This is a genomic window from Variovorax sp. YR216, from assembly GCF_900107745.1.
In the GTDB taxonomy this organism is placed as follows: Bacteria; Pseudomonadota; Gammaproteobacteria; order Burkholderiales; family Burkholderiaceae_C; genus Variovorax.
Window position 1 is genome coordinate 31,809 of record NZ_FNRO01000025.1, and the last position, 26,123, is coordinate 57,931.

Sequence of the window (26,123 nt, forward strand, 5' to 3'; positions counted from 1 at the left end):
GCGCCTCCCATCAGTCCTCCGCGCCCTCCTCTTCGACTGCGACCACGTCGTCGTCATTGACCGCAGGGGCCACATAGGACTGCAGGGTCGAAGGCAACCAGCGCTTGCCCTCCAAAAGCGCAGCTGCAGCGGCCACCGCATCCGCTTTCTTCATGGCTTCGATGGGCCGCGCGGCCTCTGCGCCGCAAGCTTGGGTGACCGCTTCGATCATCTTGGCCTTGGAGACGTGGTTCAGGAAGCTCTCGGGCGTCGGCGACCACCAGTCGGCCATGTCGATACCCAATGCCGTCTCGATGCCTCTCGCCGGATCAAATCCCCGTTGAATCGAACGAACCGGATCCGGGCCCTGCACGCTGTAGGCACGTGCCACAACGCGCGCCAGCAGTTCGAGCAATCCGTTCACCTCCATCGCCTGCAGTCGATCGAAGAGAGCCGCAGAGTCTCCGGGCAGGTGGTCGCCCCACCCTTCCGCCTGCTCCAGCATCCGAGCAGCAGGAGATGAGTCAAAGTCCTTCGCGGCACTGGCAATCTTGTGTGCGTTGTTGTCGAAGCGCGCTCCGAGCGGCGACGATTGCCATGGCTCGCGCTCATGCGAAAGCAAGGTGTGAAGCAAGGCAGCCAATGCGACCTTCGGACTCAGCGTGAACGCGGCGGCAACAGCAGCGGTGCGATGCGCGGTAAGGCTCTGGCACAGAGCAGCGCTGAACTCCGCGCGCTCCTTGGGTGCGGATTCATACGACGGGGTGGCACCGCCGCCACCAACGTTGCGATTGGCTTCCTTGCGATCCTCGGCCCGAACGAGCCCTTCCACACTGGCCAGCGTGCCGCCCTCCCCGATGTAGAGCACGACACCGGCCATTGCCTTCTGATCGGGACTCCATTCGCGCAGCGAATCGCGCATCGCGTCGAGTTGGTCGTCCAGCGTGCCGTGCTGCTCTTCGAGGGCCTCGTACTCGGCTTGCTGTTCAGGCGTCCACTCCCGGTCCTCGTCGGTGTCTGCATCGTAGGAGTTCAGTTCCTCCAGTTCGTCCATGCGGCGGACGATGCGAGCGAGGTCTGCCTCCAAGGCCTCGATGGCCTCGGCCTCTTTCGCGCTCGGCTGGACCGAAGCGCAGGTCAGCAGCGCGAAGCGCGAGCGCTCCGCGTACGGGAATCCGGCTTCCCTCGCCTCGACCCATTTCCAGCCCAGCGCACGGACCGCGTCAGCTTTGGCCTGCAGCTTCTCCGCAGCCAGCCGGTTCAGCAAATCAACGTCATGCAAGAAGCCTTCGCCTTCGTTGGCGAAGATATCGGTGCGAACGCTGCCCCCCGCAGCGCGATATGCATCGAGACCCACGAACAGAGCCAACGGCTGATCTGCGCGAACCTCTTGCTCCGTCAGCCGGCTCCTGATGTTGTGAGCACTGCGCTCCCAGTGAGACAGCGACTCCCACACGCGCACTTGCTGCGCATGGTCCTCTGTGAGGGCCAAGGCCTGCATCTGCGCCTGCTCGATCTTGCCCTCGCGGAACAGTGCGATGAACATCGGCGCCAGATTGGCGAGCTTGAGACGCCGCTCCACCGTCAGAGCCGACACACCGAAGGCCGCGGCGATCTGACCCACGGCCCTGCCCTCCTCCACCATCAGCTTGAACGCTTCCAACTGATCTGCGGGATGCATGGCTTCCTGCGCTGCGTTCTCGGTCAAGCTCACAGCCACCGCTCGGTCCACATCGAACACCAGGCATTCGATCGGCACCTCCTTTGCCATTCGCCCCATCTCCACGAGCCACTGCAGCGCGGCCAATCGACGGCCGCCCGCCACCACGCCGAAGTGCTCACCTTTTGCACCCTTGCGCTTCTCGACCACAACGCACAGCGGGTACAGCAGGCCCTGCGCCTCGATCATCGCGGCCAGTTCGGGAATCGTTTCCGGGTTGCGCACCTTGCGCACGTTCTGCGCGGACAGGAAGAGACGGTTCAGGGGAATGATCCGACGCTCGCCCTGCTCCACCGGCACGGTGTTGCCTTCGACCTCCACCACTGCATCGTTCGTTGCTTCAAAAGCTGACATTTCATTGACTCCTAGAGCTGACCGGGTTCCAAGATTCAGAGCCCATCGACTGGGGTTCTGAGGGCATGCGGCAGCTCCGGTGTTGCTGCCGCCGTACTTCCTGAGTTCGTCGCCCGGTGCACTGCCGCGCAGGGGATGGACAGGGAGCAAGGGCAGGCCCGCAGGCCGCATGCGGAGCGCAGCGCAGCGAGCACCGAACGGGTGAGGACCTGGGCGAAGCCGCACCCTTGAAGCGAAGCGATCGCTGGCCAGCACCGGAGCAAAGTCACCGGCAAAAGCGAGGAACTCAGGAAGTGCGGAAACACGGCGCCACCGCGCCAGGCACTCAGAACCCGGCGCGCGCCGAGCGCCTACCGCCGGCGGTCACGCCGGCGCTGATCGCACGCAAGTGCAGCTGGCCGCCGCAGGCGGCCATGGGCTGCGCCGATCAGGCGCAGGCCCGCGGAGCTGCCTCGGGCAGTTCCGCGGTATGGAGAGGGAGGCCAAGCGAAGCGCCGGCGGGAGAGGTCTGACAAGACGTCTCCCAGGAGGAGCACCCAGAAGGCGCCATCATGTGCGCGATCGCGTCAGGGATGGAAGCCCGGGTCGCGACCGAAGGCAGGCCGCGAAGCCCTTCAATTGTTCGCGCACTGATCGATGCATCCATTCGATCGGCTCTTCAGATGAAGCAAACCGCCACCTGGAGGACGGCGACGCCGAATGGCGGAAAACGTCAGATCGTCGGGAAACAAAGTCCCATTCTGCGCCCTCCCCGGCGCACCCGCATCAGCGTCTTCATCGATGAAACCCGGCTGCCTCGGACATAGTCTGGAGCTTGCTTCAGGCTAGAGCGCATCCGGCAGATGCAACAGGCGCAACACGTGAACCCCAGGAGCCAAACATGCTCAGCGCGAGACACAAGGCGCAGATCCTCACCAAAGTTGGCGTGGCGGTGCCGCCCGAACATAGCGAGCCCGGCAAGGCGTGGCGCCGCGAGATCGACATCCTCTACGCGCAGTTCGCTGCCGCCAGGGCGGCCAAGAGCCTCCGTGAGGCCGAAGAGGCGCGGCAGATGAAGCTCCTGCGCAAGGCCAATGGCGGCTGAGCCGCCCAGCGCCCTCGATCACGCGGCCGAACCCCAGAAGCCACTCATGGGCGCTCGGCTTCGTATCTGCACCAACAGCGAGCGCATGGGCAGCAATCATCTCGTCGAAGTCCCCGATGGACTGGCCTTGAGCTTTGAGGTGGGCGCGCAGCGTGCCATGGCTGTCGGCTCGTCATGTCGTCCCGGCGGACGTAGACCTCGGTGACGTCCTCAAAGCGAAACTCCGCCGGCAGTCGCACGGCTTGACTCCCCCCACTGGCAAAGAGCTTGGCTTTTGCAGTGTGCATGGTCGCTCCCGTTGGCAGGAGCCCGGAGGCCCCCGCGTATCTACACGTGTTTCTCCACAGGACCAGCGCGTCAATTGGCCAATGCGACATGAGAACGTGATCGACTCTGTGGTTTGAGGCCGACCGACGGCGCGCCAGCCTCGTTTGGAAGATCCATGCCGTGATGCGGCGATCCGGTCGCCGGCACGCGTGTCCCGCAAACAAAGCCGGGCAAGGGCGCGATCCGTGTGCGATTCGATCGGTTCATCGGCGCGCAAGACACTACATTTCCGGGGGTGCCCGGCTCCGCTCTTACCCTGTTCGACGGCACCCGCTTGGTCGCAACAGCACATCAGAATCTTTCCGCGCCCCGGTGCGAGAGAACGAGCGCGTGTGGGAGCATGAAGCACAGGTGAACCGATGCAACTCGACATCTTCGAAAACGGCCGCGAGGTGATGCTGAGGAACGACGTCGTGCACGCTCTCGAGCGACGCGACGCGTTGGCCGCCCTGCACGCTTGCGATCGCCTTTCCCAGGAATATCCTGACGACGAATCCCTGCCCTCGCTGCGCGTTCTGGCCGGCTACATCGAGGCCGCCGAGGGCAACCGCGAAATTGCGTTTACCGACCACGCATCCTCACGCGAAGCGCGACGGATGCTGCAAGAGTCGATCCATGACGCTGCGCACCGCACTTTCGGCAACCCGGGCTCCGGTGTCTGGCTCGCTGTGAGCTGGCAGGAACTCGCGCGTCGCGCCGGGTCGCTGGCGTTCGACGCCGCGGAACCGCGAGACCATGCGGCGCCACTATGGCTGCGCGCAGGCAACTGGGAGGCCGCCGCACGGGCGGTCGCCACCATTGAATCGTGGCGGCGCAAGCCGGTGCCACTGGCCTGGATGGCCGAGGCCCGGTTGCACCTGCTCGGACTGCCAGCAACTTGGCCGTTGCTCGCGGAATTGGGGTGGCTGTCGCCAACGCTGTTGGAAGACGTCGCACAACGCTCGCCCGACCCGCACTTGCCACGATTGATTCGCAGCTTCGAGGCGAGCACGGGTGGGGCCGAGATCGGCGACCTCAGCTGGCTCGCCGCATGGGCGCTCATCGAGCGCCCGGATCTTCGTGAGCATTTGGCAGCCACGCAGCCCTCGCAGCACACCCCGCCGGAGCAGGCGATGCGTCTGCTGGTGGAACTGCTGGGCCTGGAGCGGCAGGGTCGCCACTCCGACCTCGTTGCTCGACGCAAGGAACTGCGCGACCTTCAGCCTTCGCTCTATGCGGCGTACATGAGGAGTCGCTGACGACTGGCGCGTGAACTACCCGCGGCCGGTCCCGCTTGCTTTAGCGGCGGCCGCTGCTTGGGCAACGCCCGCGGTCAGGGTCAGCCAAGTCTCATAGTCGAACAGCAGAGGCTGCCTTTTGGATCCCCGCCCACGCGAGGGCGCGCCCTTGCGACGAGCGCGCGCAGACGCGGCCCTCTCTTTCTCCGAAGGAAGCAACTCGAGGTTCCTGTGACGGTCTTTCGCCATACCGACAAGTGTCGCGGCTACGCTGGCAGAAAAGGCGCCCACGGCCCAAGGGGACAACTTTGGTAGTTCATCAGAACGCGTGGCCCAGTCGCACGATCACGACCAGCGTGAGCGCCGCGAGCGCGAAGATGATTGCCACCGCAACGTTTTGCCGGAAGCGCCTTTGTGCCGCCGATTCATCGAGTCCAATGCTGCGCTCGATGGCAGCGAGATCTCGCGCTTCGGTCGACTCCACTGCGGCGTCCTGACTTTCGGGAAGGCTTCCGTCGATAGCCACATCGCTCCTACGCGCGCCGGGAGTGTCCGGCATCCATGCCGCATCGGAAGCGACAAACCCTTCTGCGTTCGTGACATCTGCGGCCGCAGACGATTTTCTCCGACCCTTCGCAGTTCGTGAGAAGGGATTCCCCGATGGCAGGAGCGACCGACGCTGAGTCAGTGATAAAACGACCAGTCAGTTTATAGGGGAGCCCGCCGTGAACACTTGGTCTGTCCAGGACGCAAAAGCGCGGTTTAGCGAGTTCTTGGACAGTTGCCTGTCCGAAGGACCGCAGATGGTCACTCGCCGTGGCACCGAGGCAGCGATTCTGGTACCTGCTGCGCAATGGAAGCAAATGCAGGCGGCTGCACGTCCTTCCCTCAAGGACTTGTTGCTGTCGGCAGTAGCTCGCACGGAACAACTGACCCCCGAACGCCAGCACCAGGGCGGGCATGCACGGCGTCGCCCCGTCAGGCCCCTGACCTAAGGACGCGGCATGTATCTGCTGGACACCAATGTCGTATTCGAGTTGCGCCGTCCCAAGCCGCATGGTGCGGTGGTAGCCTGACTGCAGTCAGTACCGGATGGCGAACTGCGCATTTCGGACGTCACCATCGATGAGATCCAAGCCGGTATCGAACTAACCCGAGAGCAGGATACGTGGAAGGCAGCCGAGATCGAGCAATAGGCTCAGCAAATGGCCGACGCATTCGAATTGCTATCGATGGATGCACAGACGTTTCGCATCTGGGCGCGCCTGATGCATCGCCGATCAGACACGCCCTACGAGGACGCGATGATCGCCGCCACGGCCATTCATCATCGCCTGACGGTTGTCACCCGAAACGTCGCAGACTTCAAGCAGTTCGACGTTCCCGTCTTCAATCCATTCGAGTTCCGTCACGCGAAGAAGTGAGGAACGACAACGTGAACGGCTCGGTGCTCTCAGCCTACGATCCGCCTGGGTCCGGACAACCTGCTGCCCGGCAACACTTCTCGAACTCCTGGTGGAACTTCTCGGTCTGGAGCGGCAGGGTCGCCACTCCGACCTCGTTGCTCGACGCAAGGAACTGCGCGACCTGCAGCCGTCGCTGTATGCGGCGTCCATGAAGAGTCGCTAACGAGTGCACCGGACGCCGCGCAGGGCGATCCATCTGCGGCCGGCCCCGTCTGCTTCGGGCGGGCGCAGCGAACCAACGCTACTTACCCGCCTCCGCATCAAACAGCTGCCGATCAACCTTCCAGTCCGGCCCGTAGGTCGCGTCCGCATACGCGTAGACCACGGCCGAGCCGAGCAGCCCATGGAGAACGTCTCCCTGCGCCGCCCGCCGGCTGATGACAGCATTCAGGGCACCCTTGCGCGCCAAGTCCTGCAACGCGCGGTTGACCCACTTCTGCAAAGTCGTCGCGTCGAGCGCCGCGACCTCTTGCTTCATTCCCTCGATGCGCTCGCGCAACCAAGTCGACTTGTCGCTTGCCGACGGCTGCACCGGCCGCGCGGGCGGCGCCTCGGGAACGCTTGGGGAAGAAGGAGCAATCGCCGGCGGCGCACCCTCCTCCGCGCCGTTCCGTAGCAAGGACCGCAAATACGAGAAGGCGTTCTCAATCGAGCGCAGATTCTTGCTCGCCGCCCGCCTCTCCAGGACGGCGATCTGCTCGCGCACACGATCGTCCCCGAATTCCTTGATCAGCCCTTCCAGCTTGATCTCCCGAATTCCCAAGGTCTCGGCGCGAAAAATCAGATTCGCATCCACCGGCTGTGCGGCAGCAGGCTGCGGCACCGCGGCCACCCTCTTCTTTCGCACGGCGAACTGCACTTCGTTGATCAACCTTCCCTGCTTGTGCTCGATCAACTCGATCTCGAGCTCGGTCTCGGCGTTAATTTCCAGCACCGCGTCCTTGACCCGTTCGTTCTTGAACTTGCGCCACTCGCGCCGCTCGGGCCCTGGGCCATTGCTCAAGGCATCGACCCACCAGGCCACCGGCTTGCGGCTCGTCACCCCGCTGGGATTGTCCCGATAGCGCACACAGATCTCGTAGAGCGCGACCGCGGTGTACGACCCCAGCTTGCCGAGCACCTCGAGATCGATCGTTGCCCAGCGTTGCGGCTCGCGAAGCGCGGACATGATGGTTGGCGGGTAGGACCAGCTGACCCAGTTTTCGCCGCGTCGCACTTCGAGCGCCACCTCAGACAACATCGAGAAACCGCGCCACTTGACCCCATCTCCAGGCGCCGTCGACTCCCAGTCGACTTCCAGGCTGCGCATCTCGATCAGATAGCGCTTCGCCGCCGTCCGCTCGCTGCCGCTCGACCCGGTGGTGCGCAGCACCGCCGCCAGCGGGGCCTCGAACATGAAATCGGCCGTTGGCATCGTTGGCATGGCAACCAGGCGCGTCTGCGCGATCTGCAGGAGCGCCGTGTAGATGCGTCGGCCAGTGAGCGTCACGCGAGCCGAGCGCGGCATCATGACGATCATCTCGTGCGGCTTGCGCAACTCGAGCGGCTCCTCCGAACCGGAAACCTGGGTGACGATGTTCGTTGACGCGCTCATGGGGGTCTGATCGTATGTCCAACTCCGCTTGGACACAAGACGGCACCTACCACGCGGGCGCCTCGAAGCTCGGAAGACCGCGGACAACGACGTCCGGGCGAGTTTGGGCGATTAAAAGCTGGACATTTTGCCGTCCCCGGACCGGAGGCGATCGCCGACCGAGGCGATCAAAACCCGGACACTTCGCACTTCAACCCATCTCGGGCTCTGTTTTGGGGTCGATTAGAAGCTGGACATTGCGCTTCAGACGCCACTTTGAGGCCCTTCCACCAGCGATATGGCGCCCTGTGGATATCTACCCCCGCCCCGATCAGCTTCCGGACAGCTGCCGATCAGAACACGGACGGCTCCGATCAAAACCTGGACGCATGCGATCAGAGTCTGGACACTTCATCCAGCAGACCGCATGTAAGTCATTGATTTATAAGAAGAAATTCCAATCAAGCGCAAGCTTAATCTATTTAAGGTATTTAAGACTTCTTCTTAATCTCGGGGGATCTTGAGCAAGAAACCTCCTTCTGGCCCCTGCCAAGACCTCAAGGAAACCGAGATGCGCACGCGATTCTTCGTTTTTTCGAAGGTGGTTGGCATAATCGCACGACACTCAAACTTTCAAGGCAGATATCGTGGACATTAAGAAGACCATCCGACGACAGAACCTTGAGGATATCGAGCACCAAGCACATAAGGTTGCCGGCATGATGGAGCGGATCCGCGCCGCGATGCTGGCGCCGACCGCCGCGAAGTCTGCTCCAACCCTCAAGGCAGTGCAACTGGCCGAGCTCTGCGGCGTCGACAAATCCAAGATTGCGTATCGCCTGACGCGGGGCGACCTGCCCGCTGGCGAAATTCATGGCAACAGCCGTGAGTGGACCATGGCGGAGTCGCAGGTCTGGGCTCGTGAACTGCGTGCCGAGCACCTGCGTCCTGAGGGCGCCGCTGGCATCACGATCACCGTGGCGAACTTCAAGGGCGGCGTCGCCAAGACCACCTCCGCCGTGACGCTTGCGCAGGGCCTGTCGATGCGCGGCCACAGGGTTCTCCTGGTCGATCTGGATCCCCAGGGTTCGGCTACCACGCTGTTTGGTGTGTTGCCCGATGCCGAGGTGGAGACCGAGCACACGGCGATGTCCCTGTTCACCGGAGAGCAGGACGATCTTCAGTACGCGATTCGCCCAACCTACTGGCCCAACATCGACCTGGTGTGTGCCGCACCCCTCCTCTACGGTGCCGAGTTCCATCTGCCAGCGCGGCAGGCTCGCGACCCCGGCTTCGAGTTCTGGCGGGTGCTGGACCGAGGGCTGGATCTCACCCGGGAAAAGTACGACGCCATCGTGATCGACACCCCACCCTCCTTGAGCTATGTGACGATCAATGCGCTGATGGCGGCCGATGGGGTGATCATGCCCCTGCCCCCTTCGGCCCTTGACTTCTCGAGCTCGGCCCAGTTCTGGGACTTGTTCTCCGACCTCTGCAACCAGCTTGTGCGAAGCCGCGGCAAGGACAAGAGCTTTGAATTCATCGATGTGCTGCTCTCGCGTGTCGAGCCTTCCGACACCGCCAGTTCGGTGGTGCGGCAGTGGATCCTCGAAGGCTATGGCGATAAGGTCCTGCCGATCGAAATCCCCAAGACGTCCGTCGCCGCCACGGCGAGTGCCGAGTTCGGGACGGTCTACGACTTGCCCCGCGGTTCGGTGAATTCGAAGACCTTCTCTCGCGCGCGTGTTGCCTACGATCGCATGTGCGAACTGATTGAGCAGCAGATCGAAGCGGTTTGGGCCCGCCAAGTGGCGGAACGACAAATCCTGGAAACGGCGGCCTGATATGGGACTCAAGGACAAGGCATCCAAGATCGATTTCGCCTCGTTGATGCCGGTACCGCCGCTCAACCCCGAAGCAGCGAAGCCAAAGACTGCGCCCGGCGCCATGATGGCGCTGGCCAATGATCAGCGCTCCGAACTGCTGCGTGAGAACGACGTTCTGCGCCAGCAGGCGGCCAAGTCGGTTGAATTGGAAGGCCGGCTGCAGAGCGCGGTTGAGGAACTTCAGAGTTGGGACGGCGCGAAAGCGACCCGGCTGCTCGATCCCAAGGCCATCAAGCGTAGCGTCTATGCGAACCGCCATGAGTCCAGCTTCAAAAGCGAAGGCTTCGAAGCGCTGAAGCGGGAGATCAAGGAGGCCGGTGGGAACGTGCAGCCGATCAAGGTGAGGGCGGTGGCCAACCCAGGTGACGGACCGCAATTTGAGATCGTCTTCGGGCATCGCCGCCACGAGGCCTGTTCGCAACTGGGGCTGCCGGTCCTGGCATTCGTGGACAACCTTGATGACCAGGCGCTATTCGAAGCGATGGAGCGCGAGAACCGGGAGCGTGCCGACCTGTCCGCGTGGGAGCAGGGGGTCATGTATGCCCGTGCCCTGGATCGAGGCCTTTACCCCTCGATTCGCCAACTCGCCTCTGCGATCGGGGTCGATGCAACTAATCTGTCGAAGGCGCTGGTCTTGGCGCGGCTGCCGGGGAAGGTGCTGGACGCGTTTGCGTCGCCATTGGACCTGCAGTTCCGCTGGTCGACTGCATTCAAGACGGCCATCGAAAGCGATTTGGCAGGCTTGGAAAGCAGGGCGGCCAAGATCATCTCCAACCGCAGCGGCATGACGCCGAAGCAGATTTTTGCGGCGCTGACCGGACCGCAGGAGAGCCCTGTCCAGGCGCAAGCGCCGGCGACGGTGCAGGCTTTTGAAAGAGAAGGCAAGACCGTTGCTACGATGAAGATTGATGGGGAAGGGCGCTCGGTAATCCGAATCCACGTGCGATTGACGAGTGCCCGTCAACGCGAACTAGCCAAACTGCTGGAGCGTTTCGTGGACGCAAGTTGAGCCGTCCTTCACTTCCATGAATCAGGGGCGCATTGGCGCCCCTTTTTCTTGTTGCCGCACGCGTGCGAGGGTGTAGTACGGTACTACGCCCTGATGCTGGAGGGGCCCTGTGGCATTCGAGTGCCGGGCCCCCTCGGAGCAACGAGATGCCGTAGTACGGTACTACACCCAGTTTCGAGGCCTATCCGTGCGACCGGAAAGGGAGGGAGAGCAGGGGTGTAGTACGGTACTACGCCCCAATGCTGGAGGGCCCCTGCGTCATCCGAGTGCGGGGCACCCTCGGAGCAACGAGACGCCGTAGTACGGTACTACACCCAGTTTCGAGGCCTATCCGTGCGACCGGAAAGGGAGGGAGAGCAGGGGTGTAGTACCGTACTACGCCCCAATGCTGGAGGGCCCCTGCGCCATCCGAGTGCGGGGCACCCTCGGAGCAACGAGATGCCGTAGTACGGTACTACACCCAGTTTCGAAGCCTATCCGTGCGACCGGAGGGGATGGAGCGCAGGGGCGTAGTACCGTGCTGCGCCCCGATGCTGGAGGGGGCCCTGTGGCATCCGAGTGCCGGGCCCCCTCGGAGCAACGAGATGCCGTAGTACGGTACTACACCCAGTTTCGAGGCCTATCCGTGCAACCGGGAGGGGTGGAGGGCAGGGGCGTAGTACCGTACTACGGCCAAGCTGTATCGGCCGCTGCGTGCTGCGCCCGCGGCGCGAGGGTCGCGCCCCTTCTAGAGGTAAACGCGACTGCCAAGGGAGTGCACTTTGAGTTCAAAGTCGGCAGCCACCTGGGCAAGGCCGTGCAGACCGCCGATGGCGGGGCTGACGATTGCTATCGCTGGTTAGGTTTTTCGGCCAGCTCGCGGGGAGGAAATCGTTCACACGCTGCGAGGCCCGATTGGGAATCAGAAACCTGCGAACTAGCGATTGCTGGCCTATTTGGGGTTGCCAAGGCAGGCCGGCAACCGGGTTGCCAGACGCAAGTCGAAGGCTGGACCGCAAGTCCATGCGGGGCGCTCACACGATATTCCATGCCCTTCTCATCTTCTCATCGGGTCCAAACTGGGACGTTGGGCGGGGGCTAGATCCCGTTGAAAGAAACGGTGGCAACCCGGTTGCCATGTCGCGCTGACGAGTCCACACGGCCTGCTCAGGATAGGGTGTCTCCACGGTCTCGCCCCGAGGCGCCAACGAAAGCTGCGCAATGAACGTGCCGGCAAGCTAGTCAAGATCCGGCGGCTCGCGCAGCGTCCTATGAAGGCAATATGCCTCGCGTGGTTGCCAGCCATCGGGTTCCGAAATGTGCTGGTCGTCGTTCCCACCGCCTTTAGACGTTCGGCTTCTGCGGGGAAAGGCGCCGCTGGAGATTCAGGTCAGTGAGCAAAGCTGGACGCGGAGGAAGAGTCCGGGGCGTAGTACCGTACTACAGAGGCCAGGCGGCCCCCAGACACGCGGGGCGATGAGCAGCTCGTAGCCCGCCTAAATGCGGTACGGCGCAGGCAGCAGATTGTGGCGTTGGGACGGACTGGCCCCGCAGGTGTTGCGGCGATGCTCGAGCCTGCAACACATCAAGCACGACTTGGCGCTCGATCAAGGAAGCCCTGTCCGCCGTCGTGAGGCCGGGGAGACCGCGAAATCTTGTCTGCAATCGCCCGTTCGGCGACGCGACCTCGCCCCAACGGAAACTTGAGTTCCATCCCATCGACAACCCGGATCGTGTGAATGGGAACGTGGCGACTTTCGAGCATGAGGGTTGTCATCGGAGAGGCTGATGGCGGGGCAGCGCGCTTGCGCTTTCTCCGGTACCAGAGCTCTGGCGCAGATGTTCTTAACGAGGCCGGCGGAAATGGAATTACTCGTTAAGTGAATGCTTACTCCTATAAATGTCCAGCTGCACGTTGTAGCAGACAGCACCTCGATTTATGCTTGCTAGCAAAGTGATAGCAATGGCAACGATCACCATCCGCGATATTCCCGAAGGCGCCCCACGCGGCACTCAATGTCATGGCAGTCGAAGGCGGTCGGCGCGGGGTGGAAGATCTCGCCCGAAAGCTCCTGGTCGATGCGACTCGGAATCGGGGGCCTGGCCCGGACAGCCAGCTTGCCACCATCGGCCGTCAGTTCCAGGCGAGCCTCGCTGTCGCTGGAGAAGGCATGGGCGACGAGGAGATCGAGGCCGGATTCAGGCGCGAGGGTGACCAAACGAACCGGCGACATTCGAATGATCCTGCTCGCCACGAACGTCCTGGCAGAACCTCTGAAGCCGGCCGCGCTGCGATCGCTTGGCTGAGGACCAGGTAGCCGACCATCTGTGCATCAGCGCCAGCACCGTCATGGAGATGCTCGACGCGGCCGTTGCGCCCGCCAGTGGCATTGAGGCGGTGGCAACCCGCGACACCGGGCCCTTCGAGGCGATGGGCGTGCAGGTGCGCAACCCATGGGCGGCGTGGAGGCACGTCCCCAGGGGTTCGCCGAAACGGTCCGGAAGACCCTCTGGCAACCCAACCCGCACGGCGCGACACCCGCCTTCGCATCAAACCATTGTTCGCTTTCATTCAGCGAGCAGCGGCATAAGTCTTTGATTCAATTGAATTTATTTTGATCGCCGCTCGGCCCGTTCCTTTTGAAACACGTTTTCGAAATTGATGATTATGTGGATAATCACTCATCCGAAACGGCCCAAAACCGAGGTTCCCTGGGCATGAACGGAGGGCGCGTCGTTTCGCAACTGCGTGTCATCGAGCCCGAACTGTCCAGCTTCTGATCGGCCACCTTCGTTACCAATGACCAACTTGCCTACCCCTTCCCAGATCGCGAACCTCGCCGACGATCGCCTCGAGGAACTCGCCGCGGGCTGGCGCACGCAAGCCTTACGCGGGGACCGACGGGCGTTTGGTGTTGCGCACGCCTTCGAAGTGGAACGCCGACGACGCTTGCGTCAGAGCGAACTCCAGCACCTCGATGCCCTGGCGCCTATCGCGCCACCTAAGCCGTGGTGGAAGTTCTGGTGACCCGGCAAGACGGACTGTCCGCAAACTCAAAGAAGGGCAACGTCGGTCCGCACCGAAAGTTGCACCGCGGTCACTTCGCGTTCATGCGCGCGCTCGCCCAGGGTCTGGACGAACGCACAAGTTGGGAGCGCTACCTGCGTCTGGAAGGCGAGCACACCGACCTGCGGACAGTGCGAAGCACGATCGCCTGGATCCGCGACGAGTTTGCGGCGGCCGCCAAACGCGAGAACAAGCCTGGCACTGCGCGGCTGATCCTGCTCGATCCCGACCGTTTCAAGTCCGCGCCGGCGCTTCCGACCTTGGCCGAGTTCGCGGCCGCGCAGGGCATGGAGGATTTCTCAGAAGCCGAGCAGATTGAGGCCTACGAGGCCGCCTACCCGGCCGGAGGCGGAGGGGGGCGGGGAGGGCAGGGCGGGGCATCCGCCCGGCCGTCGCGCCGAGCCCGTGTGATCGACCACCAGCTGCAGGCGCTGCGGTGGCTCGAGGGCCTGGTCGTGAAGGATCCGCGGCCGGGCGACAGCGTCGGCACCTGGCTCCATCCGGCTCTCGCCGCCCGGCTCGAGCGCTCGGGCGTGCCCACGCTCTCTGACCTCATCGAACGTATCAATGGCATCGGTGCCCGGTGGTGGGTTCAGGTGCCCGGCGTCGGTGAACTCAAGGCGACCCGGATCCTGGATTGGCTGCTTGCGAACGAGCAAGCCCTCGGGATGCGAGTGGGTGCTCACGTCAAGCGCCCGCGGGCGCAACTGGCTCCGAGCGTCCTGTCCGCCGTGGTGCCTGCGGCGACCGCTATCGTTCCCTTCGAGAAATTCGTGCTGCCTGCCGACCTGGACGGCCGTGCAGGGCGCTACCGCGCGCCGCACGACAAGTGCCTCCTGATGGCGGCCGACGACCACGCGGCGATCGGAGCGTGGCTGGCCTCGAAGCAGCCGGACGGATCCGGCGCAAGCACCGAAGGCGAGCTCTCGTCGACCCAGCGCTCGTACCGCAAGGAGGCTGAGCGGCTGCTGCTTTGGTCGATCCTTGAACGGAAGAAGGCGCTGTCGTCGCTGTCAGTCGAAGACGCAGCCGCCTTCAGCAGCTTCCTCGTCGATCCACCGTCGACCTGGTGCGGCCCGCGTCATTGCCAGCGCTGGTCGCCGCTGTGGCGCCCGCTCGAAGGACCCTTGACGCCCACCGCCAGACGCCAGTCGCTCATCATCCTGCGCAGCCTGTTTGCGTTCCTGGTGAGCCAGGGCTACGTGGTCGGCAACCCGTTCTCGGCCGTCGCGCTGCCGCCGAATCCACAACGGCCGCTAGGCTCGAGCCGGACCTTGAGCTTCGCGCAGTGGGATCACATTGACGGCTTGCTGCAGGGCCACGCCGATACCGAACCAGGCAGGCGACTGCGACGCGCCATGCGCTGGCTCTATGCGACCGGGCTGCGCTTGGCCGAGATCACGAACGTGCGGTGCGAGGACCTGAAGCCTGCCGAAAACCATGCGGCTCATGGAGCCACTGCGCCCGACTGGCTGCTGCGCGTCGCCGGCAAGGGCGGCCGCAGCCGGCAGGTGCGGGTGCCTGACGAATTGGTTAGCGAGCTCGGTGACGAACTCGAGCGCCACGGCTTCGATCGACAGGTCGGCGCCGTCAGCAACCGGGGCATCCCAATCATGGCGCGATTCGAGCCGGACGTCGAACGGCCTGCCTCGTGGTCCGCTTCAGGGCTCTACCAGGCGATCAAAGCGTTCCTCGCGCAGGCGGCCGACTGTCTGGAGGGCGCTGATGCGCAGCACCTCCGGAAGGCGAGCACCCACTGGCTGCGGCATTCTCATGGCTCGCATGCGCTGCAGGGAAGGGAAGGGCAGGCACCGGTACCCATTCGGGTGGTACAGAACAATCTTGGGCATGCGTCGGTTGGGACGACGTCGATGTATCGCAACGCGGAAAGCCGGAGATGAGGACGCAGGCATGTGGTTCCTGGCGCTGGGTGCCGGGCTACAATATTTCATGCGTCGAACTATTCATCAAACTATCCAGTGAATGCCGCACGCAGTCGCGCTGACGATCTTCAGTCGGAGCGCGCTCTCGCCGTCCGCCGCGCCCTCGCGCATGGGCCGCGCCCAACCGACGAGCTCTTGGCCCAGCTCAAGATCAGTCAGCCGACTTTCTCGCGAACTATTCAACGGATAGGCAGCGAAGCGATCGTGTTTCGACAACCGGGTATCCGCACGCCGCGGTATGCCCTCCTGCGAGACGAGCCCGTTCCTTCGCCCCAGCCCATTTTTCGAGTCGACGAGGATGGAAGGGTGGCGGAGATCGGCAAGGTCAATTTCCTCCAAGGCGGTGGCACATGGGTAGACCTTGCCGGACCGGACAGCCAGTTCTACGAAGGACTTCCGCCGGCGATGGCTTTCGCCGCACCCTCGGGATATCTAGGCGCGCGCATCGCGAAGGTCGTCGCTTCTGCGATCGGCGTGCCGGCCTCCCTTCGTGACTGGTCGGACGACCACCGCGCCAAGTTTCTTTGCACCATGGGTGCCGACGTGGCCGGCTCATTGATGTGGGGGGCGGATTCATTCGCTGCTCACATGAATTCGCGCCGCATGGTGCCGATTCAGGACGCCGACATCCAGCGCGTATATCAAGAGCTGGCAAGCGCCACAAGCCAGACGGGTGCAGGAAGCAGCGCCGGCGGCGAACAGCCCAAGTTCACGTGCGAGACAGCGTCGCGAGGGCATCTCATCGTGAAGTTTGCGCGCGTTCGCAGCCGGTCATCCGACTTGCTCGTGCTCGAAGAGCTGGCGCTCTCGTCGCTTTCCGCGGCGGGCGTCGAGGCTGCGGCAGCCCGCTACTTCGAGGGCGACGAATATGGGTTCCTCGAGGTCGATCGCTTCGATCGCATAGGTCGGTTTGGCCGTCGCGGGATGATCTCCGCGGGCGCAATCGACGATGAACTCTTCGGCATGCGCGACACGTGGCCAGCCTTCGCTCACCGATGCGCAGACGAAGGCCTCCTTGATGCACATGGCGTTCAACGGGTCCAGGTTCTCACGGCTTATTCCGAGCTGATCGGCAACGGCGATCGTCATTTTGAGAACCTGTCGCTCATGACGGACGAACGCGGTCGCCCTGTCGGGGTATCGCCCGCTTACGACATGCTCCCGATGATGTATTCGCCGGTCGGAGGCGGTATCGAGCCGGAGCTTCGAGTTGTCACGCCCTCGTTCCAATCATTGGGGGCGCAGCACGACGTGTGGACGCAAGCCTTCGAGGCCGCTCACAACTTCTGGCTGTCGGCCGAGGCGGATGAGCGACTGTCGGCATCGATGCGCAAAATCAGCGGTCGCAACGCGACGGCCATTGCGGAAGTCGTGGCTCCCCTGCTTCCGCCGACCGAAGACACAAGGTCGCGAGCGCGCCGGCCGCGTTGATGTGACGAGTTTTGCGACGCCTATGTTTCTGTTGGGCTGCGCGGCCCCCTTGAAGTTGGATCGTGTGCGCGCGTTGTTGATGTCTGCAATGCTGGCCTTTCCGCTGTTGGCCGCGACGTCCGTCAGCCAACTCTTGGGGCGTGCTCGCAAAGCGCCTCGGCGCGACGTGGCCTCGACGCAGAATCTCAACGAGGATGTCGGCCGCGAGTTCGCTGAGCCACGGATCTGCCTTTAGCGCACCTGGTCGGACCTTGAGGTGCGTCGCAACATTTCGGCGGCCACGGCCTGGCACAGTGGCGGGCCCATTGCACCGTCCTACGGTGGTGGGTATTCAGGCGGATACGGCAATGCTCAACCGATGCCGCCGCAACCCGCGCCGGCCGGCGGCATGGGCATCGGCGGCGCCTTGGCGACGGGCGCCGCGATGGGCCTCGGCGCGATGGCCGTGGAAGAAGCGGTGCGCCACATTTCTCATCGCGACGAGAGCAGCGACGGCTTCCGGAGCGTCGGTCGGGATGACAGCGATGACCGCCGCGGCCATTCACCCGCGTTTGCCAACGACCTGGGACCCGACCTGGACCCGAATATGGGCGGCAACGACTTCGGGATCTCGGACTCGTCTTCCTGGGACAGTGGCGGCAGCGACTCGAGCGGTGGGGACGACTGGTAAGGAGGCTCGACCACCGTCAGCCAAAGCGGAGCATAGGACGCGTGAGCATCGATGCCAACGTCGAATCCGTCCTGCTGGAAAACGACCTGGGCGCAGCGTGTGTAAACCCACGAATGCTGAAAGTCGCTTCAAGACTGCGAGCGGACACGCGCGCGACGCGGCCAGGACTTCCCTTGTCGGGCCATGAGCGGACCTCGCGGTCACCGCTCGAGCAGACGCTAGCGCGCTACTCCCGAATTGAGGCGCTGGCTGGCGCGTCGCGCCTTGAGCCATGGCTTGCTGCTCGTGTGTTGGCACAATTGGCGGAGCGATGAACGTTGAACCCGACTTCCTGGCAAACCTGCGCACCGAGTTATCGAGCTGGCGCCTGTGGGTCGATCGCACCATCGTCCTTGGCTATGCCTTGCTCGCCGGACTCTTCGTCGTGCTTTTTACCTTGGCCGCGAACTGGGCCTTCGGCTTGTTCGAAGCTCTGCATTCGAAACACGCGTGGGCCGTGCTGGTGTGGACCCCAGCGCTGACCGCGTGCATTGTTTGGGCCACGAGGCGATGGTTCCCGGGCTCCGCCGGCTCGGGCATTCCGCAGGTCAAGGCGGCGTTGCATGCAGATCTCCCCGCGGGGCGGCGCGGGAACTTGGTATCGCTGCGCCTCACGCTGGCAAAGATGGTGCTCGGGGCGGCGAGCTTTGCCGCCGGCCTCTCCGTCGGCCGGGAGGGCCCCTCGGTTCAAGTCGCGGCGGGCGTCATGCAACACGCCCGGCGGTGGCTGTCTGCAGGGTCTAGCGTCGACATTCGCGCTCTCCTGGTCGCCGGTGGCGCGGCCGGCATCGCCGCAGCTTTCAACGCGCCGCTTGCGGGGGTGGTGTTTGCCATCGAGGAACTGACCGGCAGGCTCGAGGCGCGAGCGAGCGGCGTCATCCTCACCGCGATCGTGCTGGCCGGTCTGGTGGCGGTATCGGCCTTCGGCAACCTGAGCTATTTTGGAGTGATTAGAGTACCCCGTTTGGGGTTGGATCTGGCGGGGCCCGGCGTGATGGTGGCTTTGGGAGCAGGTGTGGCCGGTGGACTTTTTTCCCGACTGATGATTGCCTCCCTCACCGGTTCGCCTCAACGTCTCAACACCTTGCGGGCGCGCTGGCCCATTCGATTTGCTGCCGCCGGGGGACTTGTGGTGGCGGTGCTCGGATTGGTGAGCGGCGGGGTCACTTTCGGCGCCGGTTCCGAGGCAGTGAAGGGGATGCTGGCAGGACACGAAGAGCTGACGCCACTCTTCACGCTGTTTAAGTTCGTTGCCACATGGATCACCGCGTGGTGCGGCGTGCCAGGTGGCATCTTTGCTCCGTCACTGTCCATTGGCGCGGGAATCGGCGAGACCGTGGCTCGGTTCGCGACGCCCGATCTGGGTCCCGCCCTCATTGCGATGGGGATGGCGGGCTTCCTGGCCGCCGTGACGCAGGCGCCGCTAACGGCATTCATCATCGTCATGGAGATGGTGGATGGACATTCGATGGTGCTGAGCTTGATGGCGTGCGCCATGTTGGCCAGCCTTGTGTCCCGCATGATCAGTCGCCCCCTGTACGAGGCACTGGCGCATCACTTGGTGACGACCTCCATCGCGAGTTCAGGCCAAAGCCATCCGCAAGAGCTTCGCGTCGTGCCGCCCGACTCCCATGAGGCTACGGACGAGTTTCAAAAACCAGTTTGAAAGGCGTCTGGGCCGCCCACCGAAATCGGCCGAATCCTCCGTCTTGCGCCACCCTTCGAAGCCGCGATTCGCCGGCCTGGGCGCCGAGTCCCAGCCCTACTTCCTGTGACAGCGAGCAGGGGGTACAGATCATCGTCGGCGCCGAAGCCGCAACCCACATCGGCCACGTGAGCGCCGGCTGCCAGCCGTTCGCTCATGCCGTCAATGCGGGAATCCAGCTCGGCTCCAGGTTCGCGCTGTGCCCAGCCCGGAAGAAGCGCTCGGTGCCGGAAAAAGACTCAGGTGATTTTCGTGCCAGGCGAGGCTCGACCCATCGCGGAAGGCTTTCTGCACCTTGTCAATGTTGAAAAACATCGACATCAGGCATTCGAACCCCCGCCCATGAAGGCCGGGCTGGTGTCGTCCGCCAGCACCTGGGCCGCTTCGGCGAAAGCTTGTAGCTTTGCGCATCCGGGTCGTAGTCGACGAAGCCGCTCGCTGCTTGCGCATTGAGCCACTCCTGCGCGTAACGCAGGCGCAGTCGTGTGCGTTCGCTGAACTGATCCACCGCCATCGGCCCGGCACCCGCCATCGCGCGCGCTGGCCAACCCGCCGAATTCGGCAACCATCCTGCCGAGCAGGTTGTTGAGTTTGTCTTCGTCGATACGCATGACTTCGCTCCTGTGGCGACGTTTCAGAGGGGGGAACGCCGGGCGGGAGCTACTTCTTCATTTCATCCTTCTTCATGTCGTCCTTCTTCATGTCGTCCTTCTTCATGCCGTCCTTTGCCATGGAGTCCTTGGACATGCCGTCCTTTGCCATGGAGTCCTTGGACATGCTGTCCTTTGCCATGGAGTCCTTCTTCATGCCGTCCTTGGCCATGGCGCCACCCTTGCCCATGGCGTCTTTCGACATGGAATCTTTCGACATGGCGTCCTTGCTCATGTCGTCCGCGGCGAATGCCGAGGCAGGGCCGACGACCATGAAGGCGGCGAGGAGCGTTGCGGTGAGCTTGTTCATTTCTGTGTCCTTGTGAGTGGAAGTTTCGATGGGCACGGTTCAAGAGAACGCGGCCGCGCGCTTTCAACAGCGCTGAATCGGGATCGACTCAACTGCCGCCGAACCAGTTGTAGCCCTGGTCTTCCCAGTAGCCGCCAGGGTAGGTGTTGGTGACGAAGATCGCCCGGATGTGCTTCGGATTCTTGTAGCCCAGCTTGGTGGGCATGCGCAGCTTCATCGGGAAGCCGTACTTCGGAGGAAGCGGCTGGCCGTCGTAAGTGAGCGTGAGCAGGGTCTGCGGATGCAGTGCTGTGGGCATGTCAATGCTGGTGTAGTAATCGTCGGCGCACTTGAAGCCGACGTACTTCGCGCTCGTGTCGGCGCCGATCCTGCGCAGGAAATCGGCGAAGGGAATGCCGCCCCACTTGCCGATCGCGCTCCAGCCTTCGACGCAGATATGGCGCGTGACTTGGTCTTGCTGCGGCATCGCGCGCAGGTCAGCCAGTGTCCAGCTTCGCTTGTCGGCGACGAGGCCAGTGACTTCGAGCCGGTAGCCGGCCTCCGCCACCTCGCGGATCTCGTCCTCGCCGTAGTACGCATTGAATGGAAACGGCCGCGTGATCATCGAGTCCGGATAGGTCGGCGCGAGCTTGTCCGGGTCGAAGAGCCAGGCCTGGGCGGCATCGTTGAAGCGCGAGATGCGCAGGAGGGCAGCCTCGACCGTCGCGTTGTCGCTGATGCTGCATCCGCTGAGCAGCGACAGGCCGCCCAGCGTCAGCGAGCGTTGCAGGAACGCGCGGCGCGCAGGCTGCTCGATGCGGCGTCCGATCAGCTTGCGTGCCTCGGCCAGGGCCGCGTCCGTGTCCACGCCGGCCAAAGGGGTCAGGGAGGGGCGCTTGAAGACCTTCATGCTGCTTCCTTGCCGTGGTTGCTCAGCATCGTGAGCAGCGTGCGCGGGACCAGCGCCACCATCACGAGATGGACCGCCACGAAACCGACCAGCGCGGCCATGGCGCAGAAGTGAATGCGGCGGGCGAATTCGTAGCCGCCCAGCAACTCGCGCAGACCTGCAAACTGGACCGACTTCCAGAGCACCAGACCCGAGAGAACGAGCACCGTGATGTCAACCATCACGAACAGGTAGGCCAGGCGCTGCACGTAGTTGTAGCGCCGCGGGTCATCGTGCGACAGCTTGCCGCGCAAAGCCGCAAGTGCATCGCGCCAGATGCCGGCGAGTGACAACGGGAAGAACTTGCGCCAGAGCCTCCCGCTCGCCACATTGAGCGCGAGATAGGTCAGGCCGTTGATCGCCAGCAGCCACATCGCGGCGAAGTGCCATTGCAGTGCGCCGCCCAGCCAACCGCCCAGCGTGATGGAGGCCGGAAACTCGAAGCCGAAAAGCGGCGATGCGTCGTAGATGCGCCAACCGCTCGTGACCAGCACCAGCACCGCGAGGGCGTTGAGCCAATGCGTGATGCGCAGCCACAGCGGGTGGATGGGCACGTTGCCGGTGGATGGAGACTTGCGCTGCATGGGGCAGATTCTTGGGTGCGCCCGATGGCCGTTTCATCACGAAGAGTTCAATTAATCGTGATAAATGCGCCGCCCGGATCGCCGCACAATCCACCTTCATGGACTCCGCCAAACGCGTTCTGATCGTCGAGGACGATGCCCACATCGCCGAGCTGATGCGCATGCACCTTCACGACGAGGGCTATGCCATCACACGCGCGGCCGATGGCGATGCCGGCATGCGGGAGCTCGAACGCGGCAGCTGGGACGCGTTGATCCTGGACCTGATGCTGCCGGGGGTCGACGGCCTCGAGATCTGCCGCCGGGCCCGAGCCATGACGCGGTATACACCGATCATCATCACCAGTGCTCGGTCGAGCGAGGTGCATCGCATCCTGGGGTTGGAACTCGGCGCTGACGACTACCTGGCAAAGCCGTTCTCCGTGCTGGAACTGGTGGCGCGGGTCCGGGCGCTGCTGCGGCGCACCGACGCGCTGGCGCGCAATGCGCGGATGGAAGCGGGGCGCCTGGACATCGGCAAGCTGGGCATCGATCCGGTCGCCCGCGAGGTGCAGGTCGACGGCAGGTCGATCGAGCTCACGCCGCGGGAGTTCGACCTGCTGCATTTCTTCGCCCGCCATCCGGGCAAGGTGTTCTCGCGACTCGACCTGCTCAACCATGTTTGGGGTTACCAGCACGACGGCTACGAGCACACGGTCAACACGCACATCAATCGCCTGCGCATGAAGATCGAGGCCGACCCGTCGCAGCCGCGGTGCATCCTCACGGTGTGGGGGCGCGGCTACAAGCTGGCGGCCCAGGAGGGTGCTTCATGACCCTTCGTGCGAGCCTGTCCCGGCGCATCTCTGTCGTGTTCGCCGTGCTGCTGCTGGCCTGCTGCGGCGCCTCGATCTGGCTTCAGATGCACGCCAACGTGCGCTACGAGCAGGAAGTGACGCAGCGCCTTTCGCGCGGGCTTGCGGCGCACATCGCGGAAAACGCGACCTTGATGGAGCGCGACGGGCTCAATCCGGCGGCCGTGAAGGACCTGTTCGACAAGCTGATGGCCGTCAATCCCAGCGTGGAGGTGTACCTGCTGGGCCTCGATGGCCGCATCCAGGGACAGGCCGCCCCGCCGGGGCATTTGAAGCGCGACCGGGTCGATCTCGCGCCGGTGCGGCTGCTGCTGGGCGGCGCGCCCTTGCCGATCGTCGGCGACGACCCGCGCGGCAACGGCACGCGCAAGGTGTTCAGCGCGGCGCCGCTCGCCGTCGACGGCCGGGAGGTGGGCTATGTTTACGTGGTGCTGTCGGGCGAAGAGCGCGATGCGCTGCTGGCCGATGCCGTGGCCAGCAATGTGTTGCGCACCACGCTGTGGTCGGTGTCGCTGGTCGCTCTGCTGGGTCTGGTCGCCGGGCTGGTGGCGTTTCGCCTCATCACGCGGCCGCTTCGCGAACTGACCGGCGCGGTGCGCAAGTTCGAGAACGACGGCATGGCGGCGCTTCAGGATGTGGCTCCGGCCTTCGAGCGCGTCGGCCGCGGACACGATGAGATCGCCACGCTCGCCCAGGCCTTCGCGCAGATGACACGGCGTATCGCCGAGCAATGGCGCGAGCTCACGCAGCAGGATCAGCAGCGGCGCGAACTGTTTGCCAACATCTCCCACGATTTGCGCACGCCGCTGACTTCATTGCACGGCTACCTCGAGACGCTCCTGATCAAGGCCGAAACGCTCGAGGTCGCAGAGCGGCGCCGCTACCTGGAGATCGCGCTGGCCCAGAGCCGGAAGGTCGCACGGCTGTCGCAGGAACTGTTCGAACTGGCTCGACTGGAATACGGTGTCGTCAAGCTCGAGAAAGAGCAGTTCGCACTGGCCGACCTGGTGCAGGACGTGTTCCAGAAGTTCGAGCTGGCCGCCGAAGCGCGGCAGCAACGGCTGGTGGCCGACATCGCGCCGAACCTGCCGGGCGTGACAGCCGACCTCGGCATGATCGAGCGCGTGCTCACCAACCTGCTGGACAACGCGATCCGCCACACGCCCGCCGGCGGCGAGATCATGGTCCGGTTGCAGCAGGACAAGACCGGCGTGCGGGTCGAGATCAGCGACACCGGCCCGGGCATTCCAAGCGAGCTGCGCACTGCGATCTTCACGCGGCCGATGCTCTCTTCGACCGGCGGCCGCATCGGCGGCCTGGGGCTGGTGATCGTGAGGCGCATTCTCCAACTGCACGGCAGCGACATCCAGCTGCAGCCGCGGCCTGACAAGGGGGCGGTGTTTTGTTTCCGCCTGATGTAGGCGTCACTGCGAAAGCTCGAGAAGGGTGATGAAGCCCTCGGCAACGCGCGGCTTAACCGGCTGGAGGGCATCATGACGACCTCGATTGCACGGCAGGTCTGCGTACAGCTCGACGGCCGCTTGAGCGTGGCTGAAGCCGCGCCGGCGGCCGGTGGCAAGGCATCCCCCGCCTCGCGGCGGTCGTCGCGGAGTTTCGGCGCAAGTTCGTGAAAACGCGGCCCGCGGTGGAAGGCGACGACGCCCCGGGCCAATACGAGTCCGTCTTCGAGCTCGAACAGGCGGCCGACAGCGCCAAGTGGGCGGCTTTAGCCGACCCGGCAGCGTCCGGGCAGATCAAGCTGGCGGTCGTCGCCGCGCACGACTCCATCTGCTGGTATAGGGCGACCGGCAATCTGCTTGACCGGGACTACGCCGAACCCGATCCGCTCGGTCATTGACATGGCATTCTGGTCACTTCAGGTCCATTGCCTGAGCAATGGCGCCTGAGCCGGGCGGGAGCGCCAGCGCAGCGCTCAGTGTGTGCCTGAGAGAGACATCAGGCTGCCCAACAGGGTCGGAATCAGTTCGCTGACGGTCGGATGGATGTGCACGCAGCGCCGGATCACCTGGTAGGACGCATCGGCTGCCATCACGTCGAGCAGCGAATGCACGATCTCGTCGCCCTCGATGCACAGCAGTGCCGCACCAAGGATGCGCTCGGTTTCCGCGTCCACCAGCACCTTCATGAAACCTAGCGTCTCGCCGCGTTCCTTGGCGCGACCCACGCGGCTCATCGGCATGACACCCACAAGGGCAGGACGGCCCGATGAGCGTACCTGGGCCTCGGTCATGCCGACGCGCCCGAGCGGTGGGTCGGTGAAAAGCGCGTAGGCAGCGATGCGATCGGTGGTGCGCCGCGCTTCGCCGTCAAGCAGGTTGGCCGCAACGATCTCGTGGTCGTTGTAGGAGGTGTGGGTGAATGCGCCCAAGCCGTTCACATCCCCAAGCGCCCAAATGCCGGGGACATTGGTCCGCAATTGATCATCGACGGTGATGAAGCCCCGCGCGTCAGTCGCGATACCGGCCCGGTTGAGGTCGAGCAAGTCGCTGTTGGGGCGCCTGCCCACTGCGGCGAGCAGATGGCTGCCCTGCACCTCATGCGTGACGCCGGCGGCCTTCAATGCGATGCGAATCGACGCGTCGCCGTTTGCTTGCGACACGACGGCCTCGCGCACGCCGAGCAGGAAGCGCACGCCTTCGCGCTCGAGAATGGCCTGCACCTCGCGCGAGACCTCCTCGTCCTCCCTGGCGATGACGCGATCCGCGTATTCCAGCACCGTGACGCGCGAGCCGAAGCGGCGGAACATCTGCGCGAATTCGAGGCCGATGTAGCTGGCGCCGATCACGATCAGGTGCTCGGGCAGGACATCGAGGTCCATCATGGACGTGTTGGTGAGCACCGGCACGTCGGCGATCCCCGGCCAGTCGGGAAGCATGGGCCGGGCGCCGACGTTGATGAAGATCCTTGGCGCCTCCAGCATCTCGCCGTTGACCTCGATGGCATGCGGCGCGACGAAGCGGGCGTGGCCGCGGATCACATGCAGGCCCGGTGTTCCGTCCAGCCACTGCGTGAGGCCGTGCACGGCGTTGCGGACGACGAGGTCCTTGCGCGCCTTGACCGCACGCATGTCGACGCTGACCGAAGGGCCGACGTTCACGCCGTAGTCGCCCGCGCGGCGTGCCAGGTAGGCGACGCGCGCGCTGGCCACCAGCGTCTTGGTGGGCATGCAGCCGTCGTTGACACATGTGCCCCCGAGGTGCGCGCGCTCGACCAGTGCAACCTTCAGACCGGCGGCAGCCAGTCGCACGGCAAGGAAAGGCCCGGCCTGGCCGCTACCGATGATCAGTGCGTCGAAGGGTGTCTGCATGGTGGCCGCCTTTCCTTGAT

The 26,123-nt window shown here is 64.1% G+C and carries 22 protein-coding genes and 1 pseudogene; 13 read left to right on the forward strand and 10 right to left on the reverse strand.

Annotated elements, in window-relative coordinates:
• Nucleotides 1-10: 10 nt before the first annotated feature.
• On the reverse strand, nt 11-2,053 hold the full coding sequence (locus BLW05_RS32595) for a ParB/RepB/Spo0J family partition protein (protein WP_177142909.1): 2,043 nt from the start codon (nt 2,051-2,053) through the stop codon (nt 11-13).
• A gap of 880 nt (nt 2,054-2,933) precedes the next feature.
• On the opposite strand from BLW05_RS32595, the gene BLW05_RS32600 reads away from it, so the two are divergent.
• On the forward strand, nt 2,934-3,137 hold the full coding sequence (locus tag BLW05_RS32600) for a hypothetical protein (protein ID WP_093168620.1): 204 nt from the start codon (nt 2,934-2,936) through the stop codon (nt 3,135-3,137).
• Between the two features lie 158 nt (nt 3,138-3,295).
• Here BLW05_RS32600 and BLW05_RS36975 read toward each other — a convergent pair.
• A pseudogene (locus BLW05_RS36975) lies at nt 3,296-3,424 on the reverse strand (antitoxin); the annotation flags it as partial.
• 399 nt (nt 3,425-3,823) lie between these two features.
• Here BLW05_RS36975 and BLW05_RS36670 point away from each other — a divergent pair.
• Nucleotides 3,824-4,702: a hypothetical protein gene (locus tag BLW05_RS36670; RefSeq protein WP_256330607.1), complete on the forward strand. Its 879-nt coding sequence runs from the start codon at nt 3,824-3,826 to the stop codon at nt 4,700-4,702.
• Between the two features lie 298 nt (nt 4,703-5,000).
• Here the strand turns inward: BLW05_RS36670 and BLW05_RS35750 are convergent, their stop codons facing one another.
• Entirely contained in the window at nt 5,001-5,240 is a 240-nt protein-coding gene (locus BLW05_RS35750) for a hypothetical protein (protein WP_143045001.1), read from the reverse strand.
• 166 nt (nt 5,241-5,406) lie between these two features.
• Between BLW05_RS35750 and BLW05_RS32620 the strand changes: the two genes are divergently transcribed.
• Both BLW05_RS32620 and BLW05_RS36675 read left to right on the forward strand, forming a co-directional pair.
• Nucleotides 5,407-5,676 (forward strand): type II toxin-antitoxin system Phd/YefM family antitoxin, encoded by a 270-nt coding sequence (locus BLW05_RS32620; RefSeq protein ID WP_093168622.1) that lies wholly within the window; start codon nt 5,407-5,409, stop codon nt 5,674-5,676.
• A 210-nt stretch (nt 5,677-5,886) separates the two neighbouring features.
• Nucleotides 5,887-6,105: a PIN domain-containing protein gene (locus tag BLW05_RS36675; protein ID WP_256330608.1), complete on the forward strand. Its 219-nt coding sequence runs from the start codon at nt 5,887-5,889 to the stop codon at nt 6,103-6,105.
• Between the two features lie 283 nt (nt 6,106-6,388).
• Here the strand turns inward: BLW05_RS36675 and BLW05_RS32630 are convergent, their stop codons facing one another.
• Nucleotides 6,389-7,741 (reverse strand): replication initiation protein, encoded by a 1,353-nt coding sequence (locus BLW05_RS32630; RefSeq protein ID WP_093168624.1) that lies wholly within the window; start codon nt 7,739-7,741, stop codon nt 6,389-6,391.
• A 626-nt stretch (nt 7,742-8,367) separates the two neighbouring features.
• Here BLW05_RS32630 and BLW05_RS32635 point away from each other — a divergent pair.
• Entirely contained in the window at nt 8,368-9,564 is a 1,197-nt protein-coding gene (locus BLW05_RS32635) for a ParA family protein (RefSeq protein ID WP_256330609.1), read from the forward strand.
• Nucleotide 9,565: 1 nt separating this feature from the next.
• Nucleotides 9,566-10,615 carry a ParB/RepB/Spo0J family partition protein gene (locus tag BLW05_RS32640; RefSeq protein WP_093168628.1) on the forward strand — a complete coding sequence of 350 codons (1,050 nt, stop codon included), beginning with the start codon at nt 9,566-9,568 and terminating at the stop codon, nt 10,613-10,615.
• A 1,952-nt stretch (nt 10,616-12,567) separates the two neighbouring features.
• On the opposite strand, the gene BLW05_RS32645 is transcribed toward BLW05_RS32640, so the two are convergent.
• Nucleotides 12,568-12,828, reverse strand: a complete 261-nt coding sequence (locus BLW05_RS32645; protein WP_093168630.1) for a hypothetical protein — start codon at nt 12,826-12,828, stop codon at nt 12,568-12,570.
• 790 nt (nt 12,829-13,618) lie between these two features.
• On the opposite strand from BLW05_RS32645, the gene BLW05_RS32655 reads away from it, so the two are divergent.
• The 4 genes from BLW05_RS32655 to BLW05_RS32675 all read left to right on the forward strand — a co-directional run bounded on the left by BLW05_RS32655 (nt 13,619) and on the right by BLW05_RS32675 (nt 19,410).
• Complete coding sequence (locus BLW05_RS32655) at nt 13,619-15,562, forward strand: phage integrase family protein (RefSeq protein ID WP_256330610.1); 1,944 nt, start codon at nt 13,619-13,621, stop codon at nt 15,560-15,562.
• Nucleotides 15,563-15,739: 177 nt separating this feature from the next.
• Nucleotides 15,740-17,035: a HipA domain-containing protein gene (locus BLW05_RS32660; RefSeq protein WP_143045002.1), complete on the forward strand. Its 1,296-nt coding sequence runs from the start codon at nt 15,740-15,742 to the stop codon at nt 17,033-17,035.
• Nucleotides 17,036-17,393: 358 nt separating this feature from the next.
• Complete coding sequence (locus BLW05_RS32670; protein ID WP_093168638.1) at nt 17,394-17,705, forward strand: hypothetical protein; 312 nt, start codon at nt 17,394-17,396, stop codon at nt 17,703-17,705.
• 310 nt (nt 17,706-18,015) lie between these two features.
• Complete coding sequence (locus BLW05_RS32675; RefSeq protein WP_093168639.1) at nt 18,016-19,410, forward strand: chloride channel protein; 1,395 nt, start codon at nt 18,016-18,018, stop codon at nt 19,408-19,410.
• Nucleotides 19,411-19,747: 337 nt separating this feature from the next.
• Here BLW05_RS32675 and BLW05_RS36685 read toward each other — a convergent pair whose 3' ends face one another.
• The 4 genes from BLW05_RS36685 to BLW05_RS32695 form a co-directional block, all read right to left on the reverse strand.
• A complete protein-coding gene (locus BLW05_RS36685; protein ID WP_371127008.1) occupies nt 19,748-19,981 on the reverse strand; it encodes a hypothetical protein in 234 nt (77 codons plus the stop codon).
• A gap of 128 nt (nt 19,982-20,109) precedes the next feature.
• Nucleotides 20,110-20,409 (reverse strand): pentapeptide MXKDX repeat protein, encoded by a 300-nt coding sequence (locus tag BLW05_RS32685; protein WP_093168641.1) that lies wholly within the window; start codon nt 20,407-20,409, stop codon nt 20,110-20,112.
• Nucleotides 20,410-20,497: 88 nt separating this feature from the next.
• Nucleotides 20,498-21,298: a molybdopterin-binding protein gene (locus tag BLW05_RS32690; protein WP_093168643.1), complete on the reverse strand. Its 801-nt coding sequence runs from the start codon at nt 21,296-21,298 to the stop codon at nt 20,498-20,500.
• Nucleotides 21,295-21,921, reverse strand: coding sequence for a cytochrome b/b6 domain-containing protein (locus BLW05_RS32695; protein ID WP_093168645.1), 627 nt, complete (start codon nt 21,919-21,921; stop codon nt 21,295-21,297). Before BLW05_RS32695 ends, BLW05_RS32690 begins: the two co-directional genes overlap by 4 nt.
• Nucleotides 21,922-22,019: 98 nt before the next feature.
• Between BLW05_RS32695 and BLW05_RS32700 the strand changes: the two genes are divergently transcribed.
• From BLW05_RS32700 to BLW05_RS32710, 3 genes are all read left to right on the forward strand, one after another.
• On the forward strand, nt 22,020-22,736 hold the full coding sequence (locus tag BLW05_RS32700) for a response regulator transcription factor (RefSeq protein ID WP_093168647.1): 717 nt from the start codon (nt 22,020-22,022) through the stop codon (nt 22,734-22,736).
• A complete protein-coding gene (locus BLW05_RS32705; RefSeq protein ID WP_093168649.1) occupies nt 22,733-24,196 on the forward strand; it encodes a sensor histidine kinase in 1,464 nt (487 codons plus the stop codon). The genes BLW05_RS32700 and BLW05_RS32705 overlap by 4 nt, the downstream gene beginning before the upstream one ends.
• A gap of 206 nt (nt 24,197-24,402) precedes the next feature.
• Nucleotides 24,403-24,633, forward strand: coding sequence for a hypothetical protein (locus tag BLW05_RS32710; protein ID WP_143045003.1), 231 nt, complete (start codon nt 24,403-24,405; stop codon nt 24,631-24,633).
• A 75-nt stretch (nt 24,634-24,708) separates the two neighbouring features.
• Here BLW05_RS32710 and BLW05_RS32715 read toward each other — a convergent pair whose 3' ends face one another.
• The gene (locus BLW05_RS32715; RefSeq protein ID WP_093168652.1) at nt 24,709-26,103 is read right to left on the reverse strand and encodes an FAD-containing oxidoreductase; all 1,395 of its coding nucleotides are present in this window, start codon (nt 26,101-26,103) and stop codon (nt 24,709-24,711) included.
• Nucleotides 26,104-26,123 lie beyond the last annotated feature (20 nt).

What these genes read in the sequence shown, in the direction of transcription:
- BLW05_RS32595 (WP_177142909.1), bottom strand. Translation starts at nt 2,053, where the DNA reads ATGTCAGCTTTTGAAGCAACGAACGATGCAGTGGTGGAGGTCGAAGGC.
- BLW05_RS32600 (WP_093168620.1), top strand. Translation starts at nt 2,934, where the DNA reads ATGCTCAGCGCGAGACACAAGGCGCAGATCCTCACCAAAGTTGGCGTG.
- BLW05_RS36670 (WP_256330607.1), top strand. Translation starts at nt 3,824, where the DNA reads ATGCAACTCGACATCTTCGAAAACGGCCGCGAGGTGATGCTGAGGAAC.
- BLW05_RS35750 (WP_143045001.1), bottom strand. Translation starts at nt 5,240, where the DNA reads ATGCCGGACACTCCCGGCGCGCGTAGGAGCGATGTGGCTATCGACGGA.
- BLW05_RS36675 (WP_256330608.1), top strand. Translation starts at nt 5,887, where the DNA reads ATGGCCGACGCATTCGAATTGCTATCGATGGATGCACAGACGTTTCGC.
- BLW05_RS32630 (WP_093168624.1), bottom strand. Translation starts at nt 7,741, where the DNA reads ATGAGCGCGTCAACGAACATCGTCACCCAGGTTTCCGGTTCGGAGGAG.
- BLW05_RS32640 (WP_093168628.1), top strand. Translation starts at nt 9,566, where the DNA reads ATGGGACTCAAGGACAAGGCATCCAAGATCGATTTCGCCTCGTTGATG.
- BLW05_RS32645 (WP_093168630.1), bottom strand. Translation starts at nt 12,828, where the DNA reads ATGTCGCCGGTTCGTTTGGTCACCCTCGCGCCTGAATCCGGCCTCGAT.
- BLW05_RS32670 (WP_093168638.1), top strand. Translation starts at nt 17,394, where the DNA reads ATGCCGCCGCAACCCGCGCCGGCCGGCGGCATGGGCATCGGCGGCGCC.
- BLW05_RS32675 (WP_093168639.1), top strand. Translation starts at nt 18,016, where the DNA reads ATGAACGTTGAACCCGACTTCCTGGCAAACCTGCGCACCGAGTTATCG.
- BLW05_RS36685 (WP_371127008.1), bottom strand. Translation starts at nt 19,981, where the DNA reads ATGGCGGGTGCCGGGCCGATGGCGGTGGATCAGTTCAGCGAACGCACA.
- BLW05_RS32685 (WP_093168641.1), bottom strand. Translation starts at nt 20,409, where the DNA reads ATGAACAAGCTCACCGCAACGCTCCTCGCCGCCTTCATGGTCGTCGGC.
- BLW05_RS32690 (WP_093168643.1), bottom strand. Translation starts at nt 21,298, where the DNA reads ATGAAGGTCTTCAAGCGCCCCTCCCTGACCCCTTTGGCCGGCGTGGAC.
- BLW05_RS32695 (WP_093168645.1), bottom strand. Translation starts at nt 21,921, where the DNA reads ATGCAGCGCAAGTCTCCATCCACCGGCAACGTGCCCATCCACCCGCTG.
- BLW05_RS32700 (WP_093168647.1), top strand. Translation starts at nt 22,020, where the DNA reads ATGGACTCCGCCAAACGCGTTCTGATCGTCGAGGACGATGCCCACATC.
- BLW05_RS32705 (WP_093168649.1), top strand. Translation starts at nt 22,733, where the DNA reads ATGACCCTTCGTGCGAGCCTGTCCCGGCGCATCTCTGTCGTGTTCGCC.
- BLW05_RS32715 (WP_093168652.1), bottom strand. Translation starts at nt 26,103, where the DNA reads ATGCAGACACCCTTCGACGCACTGATCATCGGTAGCGGCCAGGCCGGG.